Source organism: Chitinophaga barathri, from assembly GCF_003807585.1.
GTDB lineage: Bacteria > Bacteroidota > Bacteroidia > Chitinophagales > Chitinophagaceae > Chitinophaga > Chitinophaga barathri.
Map to the genome: position 1 here is coordinate 168282 of NZ_RMBX01000016.1, position 10881 is coordinate 179162.

Consider the following 10881-nt stretch of genomic DNA (forward strand, 5'->3'; position numbering starts at 1 on the left):
TTAATAACGTTGCCAGTAGCGTAACTGCTCCATGTTCGGGTTGTCTGTGAATGCTCTCTGCGCTACGGGCCAGGTCCATGCACCCTCAGCGAAGTCTGTTGCAGTCATATCAGGCCTGGTAGGTATTTTGTTATAATCCGGATCGATGATGAACCCGGTTCTTACGAGATCGTAGAAATAATGGCCTTCACCCAGCAGTTCGCGGCTACGCTCCCTGAATATCTCGAGGTAAAGGTCTGCATCGGCGCCAACCCAGTTGTCCAGCCACACCCTGTTACGGATGGTGTTCAGATCTGTTCTGGCGGCGTTGTAATTCAGCAGGCGGGCATTACATTCCGCACGCAGCAGGATGAGGTCAGCCATACGGAATACCACGATGTTCGCATCAAACAGGTTCGCAACGGGATCCACGGCAAAACCGTATTTGGAGAATACGTAGTTCTGACCTGTCGTAGCCGTTATCGGCGCGGTCAGCACCATGTAGAAACGCTCGTCTTTTGTGCTGTCCGGGAAGATCATTTTCGGATCGGAAATGCGGGTGATAGCACGGTTGCCGCTTACGGGGTCCACTTTCATATAAGCGGGGGACCAGAAAGGCTGCAGCCTGGTGGAATACACACCGCCAAAGAGCGTCATGTTCGCCAGTGAACCGTTTCTGCCAAATTCACCGGTGGCTGCGTCGAAGTCTATCTCGAAGATGCCTTCCACGCTGCGGCCTTTCCAGATATTGCGGTACAGCGGGTTCACGATGGTGCCGTTTACCGGTTTCGCATCTTTGATGAGCTTGTACACACCACCGTCAATCACTTTAGTAGCCCAGGTTACCGCTTCGGCATCTTTATGCCTCCACGCAAGGGAGTGTGCAAGTGTTGCATATACTGTGCCTTTTGTAGCGCGGAAGGAATTGCGGCCGGCATCGGCATATTGAAGGGGCAGGCCGGCTTCTGATGCTTTCAGCTCTGCGTCCACAAAGTCCAGCACATCGTTCATCGGTGTACGGCCCAGTTTGTCGGTAGTTTTGGATTTGGTCACCAATGGCACATTGCCCCATACACGCACCATATAGAAATAAGTGAAGGCGCGGATAAAACGTGCTTCGGCTATATACTGTTCGCGGCTGTAGGTGATGAACTGTTTATCCGGCACACGGTGCGCGTTTTCCAGCACCATGTTACACTGCTCGATCACCTGGTAAAAAGGCAGCCAGTTGAACAGTACGTCTTCCCACTGGCGGGTGCCGCCCAGTACGGAACGGAGACGGTTTACTTTGATATCGTTGTCGATGTTCGCACGGATCGGGTCATTCCCCACTGCCATGAAGTTCGACGCACGGCGGTCTCCGTACATATAAAAACGGGGATGGTAACCGTTGTCGTCGTTTGCATTCTTCGGGCTTTCTGACAGCGTTTTGCGCAGCAGTGCGTAACCGCCGGCCACCGCCCCGTCAAGATCCCTTTCCGATGACCAGTAAAGGGCATCCGGTATCTGGTCGATCGGGTTGATCTCCAGCTGCTTGTTGCAGGACAGCGCAGAGAAACCCACCAGGCAAAGCATCACATAATATATTCCTCTTTTCATACTAATACTTTTAAACTAATTAGAAGGTAACATTCAGGCCCAGTGTCATCTTGCGGCTCAGCGGGTAGTTCCTGCCACGGTCATAACCGGAAGGGAACTCGATCGCTTCAGGATCGCGGCCGGAGTATTTGGTAATGATGAACACGTTCTCTGTGTTGCCATATGCCATTACACGTTCAATGCCGAACCTCTTCAGGAACTTGCTGGGCAGGTTGTAGCTCAGCATTACGTTTTTGAGTCGGAGGAAAGATGCGTCTTCCACAAATGCGCTCTTATAATCATAGATGTTCCAGAACGTCTGGATGGAACCGGTCCAGTAATCCAGCGTGGGGAAACGGGCGTCTTTGCCGCCACGGTCGCCGGGAGCGAAACCGTAGATGTCAAATTCGCTCATCGGAGGGATACCGCCCCAGTCCAGGGAGTTACCGTTGAAATAATCAAAGGTGGTATAGTTCGGGTTGTAGCCGCCCGTTACTTTCGTAGAGTTCCAGTAACGCTGTAAAGCGGAGTTCACCACTTTCACGCCCCAGCGGAAGTTGAACATCATGTCCAGGGTAAATCCTTTCCAGGATACTGTGTTCACCCAGCCACCGTCGATCTTCGGGGTGGGGTCGCCTACCCACGTGCGGTCGTTCACCTCGCGGGCGCCGTCGCCGTTCAGGTCATTGATCTTATAGTCACCGTTCAGATCCACGAAACGCGGAGCGCCTTCGCGGTAAGGCAGGTAACCGTAGTCGAAGAAGAGTTTTTTACCGGTGAAGGGGTCAACAGGCACTTCGGAGTTGCTCTGCCATACGCCGTCGTTCACCATGAACACAAAACCATAGGGAGCGGAACCCACTTTTACCATGGTTACGTTGTCCAGCATGAAAGGACGGTTATTGTTCGGCAGCTTGGCTACCTGGGAGGTGTTGCGCGCCAGCATGAAGCGGGTAGTCCAGCTTACGGCGCTTTTCGGGTCCAGTACATTCACGCTCAGCGTCAGCTCGAAGCCTTTGTTCAGCATGTCGATACCGTTGCGTTTGATGATGCTGTAGCCGGAGCTGGTAGGCAGCTGTTCGTCGTAAGTACCGCCTTCGGTATAACGCTGATAAAGGTCGGCGATCAGGCTGATGCGGCCTTTCAGCGCGGTAAGCTCAAGACCAAGGTTCGTCTGGTCTGAATATTCCCACTGCAGGTCCAGGTTCTGCATCTGGTTGAAGTTCTGGATCGCTACTTTGCTGCCGCCATAGCTGCTTACGTAAGAGTAAGAAGGTTCGTTGAAACCGCCCGCGTTGCCATTCAGTGAACTTACGCTGGCGAAGTTCTCAACGTACTGGTTAGCGGTTTTACCCCAGCTCAGGCGCACTTTTGCTTCGTTCAGCCAGGTCAGGTTGTCTTTCACCCATTGTTCTTCCGCAATACGCCATGCAGCGGATACGGTGGGGAAATAACCCCATCTTTTGTTCGGGGAGAGTTTGGAAGAACCATCCGCACGGATAGACGCGTCTATCAGGTATTTTTCACGGTAGCCGTAGTTCACTTTACCGAGCACGGAAGAAGTGGCATTGGCGCCGTAACCTGTTTTAGTCACCGTCCTGCTGGGGCTGAAGCCCTGCACGATCTGGATCAGATCGGAAGAACCGCCTTTTGCGTCTATCTGGGTAACCTCGATGGTATTTTTATTAAACTCCTGCACGAGGAATGCGCCGAAGTTATGATCGTTGTTTGGGGTGTAGTGGTTCCATGACAACTGGTTGGTCCAGGTATAACCATTGCTGAGAGCGTTATACTGGCCCGCGTCGGAAGAGTTGTTATTGGCTACGGAAGCGAAGAAATAATCACGCTTGTCGTTCGCATAGCTCAGTGAACCGGTGGAGGTGAAGATGATTTCCGGCGTGAAGGCGTACATCAGCTGGAGGCTCGAGTTCACGGTATTGGTGAAGTTCTTGTCCCTGTTCAGTTTGTATGCGTCCAGCATACCGCCGCCATACGGGCTCTTGTCCGGTATCATATAAGTGGAGGAAGGGATGCTCCAGATACCCTGAGAGCTTACACCCTGACCGTTCTTACTGTTACCGCGGCTACGATCTGTGCGGCCCAGGTAGGTCTGCATCACGATCGTCGTCTTTTTGTTCGGCAGCAGGCGGCCGGTGAAGTTTGCAGTGTAACGTTTGAAGCCGGTGTTGATCACAATACCGTCTTCGCTATAGTAACCGCCGCCGATGCGGTAGTTGCCCATTTCGTTACCGGCTGAAATGCTCGCATCGTAGTTCTGGATCCTTCCGGTCTGGAAATACATGCTCTGCCAGTCGGTAGAGTTATTAAAGAAAGGATTCAGGGAATCCGTCATCTGGATGGGCATGCCGCTCATCCTTGCGTCATAGGGCGCAAAACGGTTCCAGATGTCCACTTTTGCTTCGCGCTCCGACTTACCACCGAGGATGGGGAACAGCGAAGGGGCAAAGTTGATGCCGTTATACGCGCGCAGGTCGATCTTCGGCTTGCCGGTCTTGGCGGTTTTGGTTTTGATGATGATTACGCCATTTGCACCGCGGGAACCATATACCGCTGCGGCTGCCGCATCTTTTAATACGTCAATGGACTCAATGTCGTTCGGGTTAAGCCATGAGATGGGACTGTTGCCGGTACCCAGGGCGTTCGCGGTGAAGCCTTTTGCGGACGCACGGTCCGCGGGTACCTGGATGCCATCTACTACAAACAGGGGATCGGAGAAAATACGGTCGTCGTTGAAGCTGGACGCCACGCTTGCGTTGCCCCTGATAAATACAGGAGCGCCCACGCCGGGCATGCCGCCGTTGTTCACTACAGACAGACCAGCCACGCGGCCCTGCAGCAGGTTCACTACGCTGGCGGCGGGAATGTTCTGAATTTCTTCAGCGTCAAGACGGGTTACGGAAGTAGTCAGCGTTTTACGCTTCTTCTGCTCGTAACCGGTGATCACCACGTCTTTCAGTTGCTGTGCATCCGACTGCATCACAATTGAATAGTCACTGCGGTTGTCCACCTTAATTGTTGTTTTCGCGTAACCCAGAAAGGTGAGCTCAAGCACCGGGTTTGCACCTTTTAAGGTAAGAGAGAATTTGCCGCTCACGTCTGACGCGGTACCGTTGGATGTGCCGGCTTCACGGATGGACACGCCTGGCAGCGGTTCACCCTTACTGTCTTTGACAGTTCCGGACACTTTTCTGTCCTGTGCCATGGCAACGGAATACACCATCCCCATGAGGACGACCAACAAAAAGAGTAGCTTCTTGGTCATAGATATTGAATTGATAAAAATGTAACGATGTCCTATTACTCAGTCCAGCAGGTTGATATACTGTCCCTAGTCTCGGTTGATAAATACTATCCTTAGTCTCAGTCCTTAAATGTTAATTAAACTACGTGCTTATCTGATTAATAAAGTCGGCTTATCATTGCAAACTGTCCAATCGAAAGGTATAAACTCTAAATTTTTGTTAAAACTCCGGCAGATAATCATGATACTCCCAAGACAATTGCCGGAAACAACCCATCAATGGTATATTTTTACCTTAAATAGCATTTTAGCAATTAATAATCAATCAATTATGAAGTACTTTATTTAGCAAATGTGCGGGGCCGGAAGTTTGTGTATAAAATACTATCAGTTTGAGTTAATATAACATCTGTTATTCTCATTAACCATGACAATTAAATGACAGTATACCGGATGGTCGGTTATTTTGATGCTTTCAACGGTTTTAACAGTACCATTAATGGATTTTCACTGCAGGGCTTTTACAGCCCATTACCGCACTCACGGCGCTGGCTATACGCCGGAATGCCGAAGCCGGGGCTGCGCCGCCCGGGCTTTTTACGATACCGGCTTCCGCAATACCAGATTCAATTGGCAAACATTTTGCGAATGACTATTTTTGTCGGATAAATAACGCTGTTCCCTGAGAAAAGTACGTAAAATATTGACCATCACCCTGCTGAGCCTGCTGGGCCTGGTACTGTTGGTCAGTATCCTCATCAATATCCCCGCCGTACAGAACCTGCTTGTGCGGGAAGTGACCGCACGCCTCTCCAGACAACTGCAAACGCGTGTGGAGATCAAACACGTCAATTTCCGCCTGTTCAACAGCATGCGCCTCGAAGGAGCCCTCATCGAAGACCGCCACCGGGACACCATCCTCTACGCCGGGGCTTTGCAGGTACGTATCACCGACTGGTTCTTTATACAGGACAAACCCGTGCTGAAGTTCATCGGCCTGGAAGACGCGCAGATCAATCTCATCCGCCCCCGCAACGACTCCCTCTGGAATTACCAGTTCATCATAGATGAATTCGGCGGCAGCCCCTCCCCTCAGCCCAAAACGAAAAAACAAGCCGGCATATCGCTCGATCTCAAACGGGTGGACCTCCGCCGCGTAAAATTCAATATCGTGGACCGATGGGTGGGCGAAGACATGCATGTGGCCGCCAACCGCATCTACCTGGACGCGGAAAAACTCGACCTCCGCGCCCACGACGTGATGATCAACGAACTGACGCTGGACAAGCCTGAGTTCATCATCGCCAGTTACTCCGCCAGCCCCCTCCGTAAAAAAAGGACACCCTCCGTATCCATGCCCAAAGCCTTCGTGGATTCGCTCAAACCGGTGCCCCTGCGCTGGAATGCGGACAACTGGAAGCTGGTCGTAAAATCCCTCAGCATCAAAAACGGCCTCTTTGGCGTGGACAATCCCGAAGACTCCATCCCCAGCACACCCGGGGAATTCGACCCTTCGCGCATCCGCTTTGCAAATATCAATCTCACCATCAGCAATAGCAGCCTCGTAAAAGACAGCATTTATGCGGACCTCACGCTCAGCACCAAAGAACGCAGCGGGTTTGAGGTGAAGTCACTGAAAAGCAGGTTCAAAATGAGCCCCGTGGAAATGGAGTTCAGCAACCTGGACCTGCGCACGAATCACAGCCATATCCGCGACTATTACACCATGCAATACGAGGACCTGAGCGAAATGAATGATTATGTGAACAACGTGACCATGCGCGCCCGTTTTAAAGACACGCGCCTGGCCTCGGAAGATATTGCGTATTTCGCCCCTCCCCTTTCTTCCTGGGATACGGAACTGAGAATCAACGGCCGGGTGGACGGGCCGGTGAGCAACCTTTCCGGCGACAGCCTGGACATCAAAGGCGGCAACAACACCCGCCTCAAAGGCACGGCGGACATGCGCGGCCTGCCGGATATCAACCAGACCTTTATCGACTTCACCGCCAAAGAACTGGTGACCAGCGGGCAGGACCTCCGGCAGTTTTTACCGATGCTCAAAGATATCTCCCAGGTACGCACGGACCTCATCACCACACTCGCCTTCCAGGGCTCGTTCTCCGGCTTCGTGAACGACTTCGTGGCATACGGTAAGTTCCAGACGAACCTGGGCAATATCGATTCGGATATCAACTTCAAGACCAGCAAAGACGTTCCCGTTTATTCCGGGAACCTCACCACCCATAATTTTGATCTTGGCAAACTGCTGAATATAGACCTGGTGACCACCGCCACCATGAAAGCCAAAGTGAAAGGGGAAGGTTTTAACTTCAAGACCCTGAAAGCCTCAGTGGATGCGGATATTCAGAAGATCGGGCTGTATGGTTACGAATACCAGAACCTGAAAGCGGCCGGGGAAATGAACCGCAAGTTCTTCAACGGTTCCCTCACCGCAAACGATCCCAACCTCGATATGGACTTTGCCGGCACCATCGACTTCAACAGCCGCCTGCCCATCTTTAATTTTTATTCAGAGATCCGCAACAGCGACCTTAAGGCGCTGCACCTCACGGAAGATTCTATCACCCTCCAGGCCAAGGCAGACCTGAACTTTGCAGGCAGCAACATCGACAACTTCGACGGTACCGCCCGCCTGTACGACTTATCCCTGTTCAAAAACAAAAGCCGCGTGGAGTTCGACTCCCTTACCGTGTCCACCAAACAGGAGAACAATCTCAAAACCCTCCGCATACAGGGCAACGAAGTGAACGGTTATGTACAGGGCGCCTACAGCTTTATGGAACTGCCGAACGCATTCAGGCTGTTCCTCAACAAATATTACCCGAGTTATTTCACCAGCCCGCCCGCTGCCAATGCCGGGCAGGACTTCTCGTTCTCCTTCGAGTTCGGCCAGGTGGACAAACTGATACGGGCTTTTACCAACGACATCAAAGGGCTGAACGGTACACAGATTGCCGGATCGCTGAATACGCTCAGCGGCCAGGTATCGCTGAATGCTGCCGTGCCTTACGCCGGGTACAACGAGTTTGGCGTGCGCAACCTGCTGCTGAAGGCAAACGGCGACTTCTCCAAGATCAATGTAAGCACCAGTATCGGCAACGTATTGTACAACGACAGCACCGTATTCACCAACCCGCTCATTGTTGCCAGCTCCGGCAGGGATACGTCGTTCATCAAACTGGACCTGAAAGCGGAAGACACCACTTCCCTCGATGGTTTTTATGCACGCGTGATCACCGTGGGAGACGGGATAAAAGTGAACTTCCTGAACAGCAGTTTTACCGTGAACGGCAAACAGTGGAGCATGACGCCCGGCAACGAAGTATACTGGAGCAAACACTTCCTGACGGTGAACAATCTCCGTATTTCGCGGAACGATCAAAGCATCACCATCAGTACAAACGAGTTCAACCCGGATGAATCCACTTTCCAAATCGCGCTGAAGGACCTGAACCTGGCGGATGTGATCCCCGCCGGCATTACCAATACGCTCATAGAAGGCCTGGCAAACGGCACCATCAACATACACGACCCGTTTAACAACCTGCAGGTAGATGCGGATATAAAAACCACGCAGCTGCGTATTGACAATGATTCCATTGGGCTGGTGAACCTGAAAGGCGATTACGACAGCCGCATAGGCGAAGTAAAGTTCGATGTACAGTCGGACAATTCCCTGGCCAGCTTCAACGCCAAAGGCACCGTGGGCCTCAGCGACAGCAACCGCGTGGTAAATGCTTCCACCGATCTGAACAATGCCTCCATCGGCCTGCTGGACAAATACCTCGGCGACTACGTGAGTGAGCTCACCGGCACCGCCACCGGCCAGCTGACCGTTACCGGCACTACAGACAAACCCTCTTTCCGGGGGAATGTAAAAGTGCGGGACATCGGCATGAAGGTGAATTACCTGGGCACGTATTACAAGATCCCCCTGCTGCACGTTCATAATATGGACGACAACCTGATAGAGATGCATCCTTTCACAATGATCGACAAGTTTAAAAACCAGGCGACGGTGCACGGTTTTATCAGTCATCAGAACTTCTCGAAGATGAGCTTTGAGTTTGACGTACAGTCGCAGAAATTCCTCTTCCTCAATACCGGCGCGGCAGACAACAATCTCTATTACGGCGATGTGATCGCACAGGGCAGGGTGTATTTCACCGGGCCCATGGACAACCTGCAGCTGCGCGTGCTGGCCCGCCCGCTGAGCGGCACGCACTTTTACCTCCCGCTGTCCGACAGTAAGGATATCGGCAAACACGAATACATCAACTTCAAGCAGTATGGTAAAGTAGTGGAGGAAACGAAGAAAAAAAGCGATGTGAAGCTGAACGTGAAGATGGACATCGCCGCCAATCCCGATGCGCAGATAGACGTGATCATCAACGCCGCCACGAACGACGTCATTTCCGCGAACGGCACCGGCGCGCTCACCATCAATGTGAACCTGGACGGGGATTTTACCATGTACGGCAATTACACCATCAATACCGGGACGTACAACTTCAGCTTCCAGCGCCTCGCCAAGTGGAAATTCGATATCGATAAAAACAGTACCATCACCTGGAACGGCGACCCCGTGGAAGCGAAAGTGAACATCACCGCGAAATACAGCCTGCCCAAGGTGAGCCTGTACAACCTCAGCACGGCCGCCGTGACCGGCAATAACAGTGCGGCGAACACCGACGTACTGAGCCGCTCCGAACGGGTGGACATTCTGCTGTACCTCCGCAATTCCCTCATGCAGCCCACCATCACTTACGAGATCACGCTGCCCGAAGTGGGATCGGTAGCCTATGAGAGCGGCATTGCCAGCCAGCTGAAAGAGATCAACCAGGACCAGAACAAGGCGCTATACCAGATATCTTACCTGCTGGCCACCGGCCAGTTCCAGCCGCCGGATGGCTCCGCGAACGTGGCTATTACCGGCAAAAACAGTGTGGGACAGGCTTTGAGCGCCCAGGCCTCCGCCATCCTGAACAACTTTTCAAATACCTTCCTGAAAAACGCGGGCATCGGGTTCAACGTGAATTATACCGCCTATAACTTCAACAGCCCCACCAGCAGCAGCTACGACAGGAACCTCGTGAGCACGGGCATCACCAAATCGTTCTACAACAACCGGATACGGGTATATGTAGGCGGCGATTACGACTGGGGCAGGCAAAGCGCCACCTCCACATCCCAGAACTTCGCGGGGGACTTCCGGGTGGAATACCTCCTGAGCGCGGACGGGCGTGTGCGCATCAATGCTTTCAGCAAAACGGATTACGACGCCTATACCTTCGACAACCGTATGCGTAGTGGCGTGGGCCTCTCCTACGTGCGCGACTACAACAAACTCAACGAGCTGTTCAACGCCGGCCGCATCCGCCGGGCGGCGGACAGCATCAACCGCGCCGCGGCGGCCCGCCGCGCCCGGGAAGACAGCCTGAATGCCGCCCCTGCCGATACCAACCGCAACCGGCAACCTAAATAACCGTCCCGCTATTGTCATAATCATGACAATCCACCCGCCTGAACTCATCAAGCTACTGACATCCTGCTGACATTCCCTACTTGTCCGGTGTACTATTCCCCTGCCCTAAACCCGCCATGGTATTGCATTTACCTCACGACCCTACTGACATCCTCCTGCCATCCTTCGGTGATCCTTCGGTTGCGTTCGGTCGTGGTACGGGTTTGAGGGTGTTTCACCGAAGGATGACCGAAGGATCACCGAAGAATCACCGAAGGATGAAGGACCGGCCCGGCAGAGAATGCCGTTCGCTCCATTTCCCCAATCCCGTCATTGCGAGGAGCAGCAGCGCTAAAGTGGGTGGGGGCGACGAAGCAATCTCCTCCATCGAATGGAGGTACGCCAGGATCCGGAGATTGCTTCGTCGCGGCTCCTGCACAAATCCCCGCTGCTCCTCGCAATGAACTGTGTTTAAAAACAACTATTATTTAGATAATTTTTATCATATACTGTATGGGTAGTGGCTATTGCAAAGGCTTGTTTAATCAGTTTATTGGCTACTGCTATAAGCGCC

General features: G+C 52.7%; 3 protein-coding genes. 1 reads left to right on the plus strand and 2 read right to left on the minus strand.

All coding sequences use genetic code 11. The annotated features are described in order from the left end of the window. Together EG028_RS25735 and EG028_RS25740 are read right to left on the minus strand one after the other, a co-directional pair. Nucleotides 1-1578, minus strand: coding sequence for a RagB/SusD family nutrient uptake outer membrane protein (locus tag EG028_RS25735; RefSeq protein WP_120519227.1), 1578 nt, complete (start codon nt 1576-1578; stop codon nt 1-3). 19 nt (nt 1579-1597) lie between these two features. After that, nucleotides 1598-4840, minus strand: a complete 3243-nt coding sequence (locus tag EG028_RS25740; protein ID WP_120519228.1) for a SusC/RagA family TonB-linked outer membrane protein — start codon at nt 4838-4840, stop codon at nt 1598-1600. Between the two features lie 682 nt (nt 4841-5522). On the opposite strand from EG028_RS25740, the gene EG028_RS25745 reads away from it, so the two are divergent. After that, nucleotides 5523-10328, plus strand: coding sequence for a translocation/assembly module TamB domain-containing protein (locus EG028_RS25745; RefSeq protein WP_120519229.1), 4806 nt, complete (start codon nt 5523-5525; stop codon nt 10326-10328). Nucleotides 10329-10881: the final 553 nt, after the last annotated feature.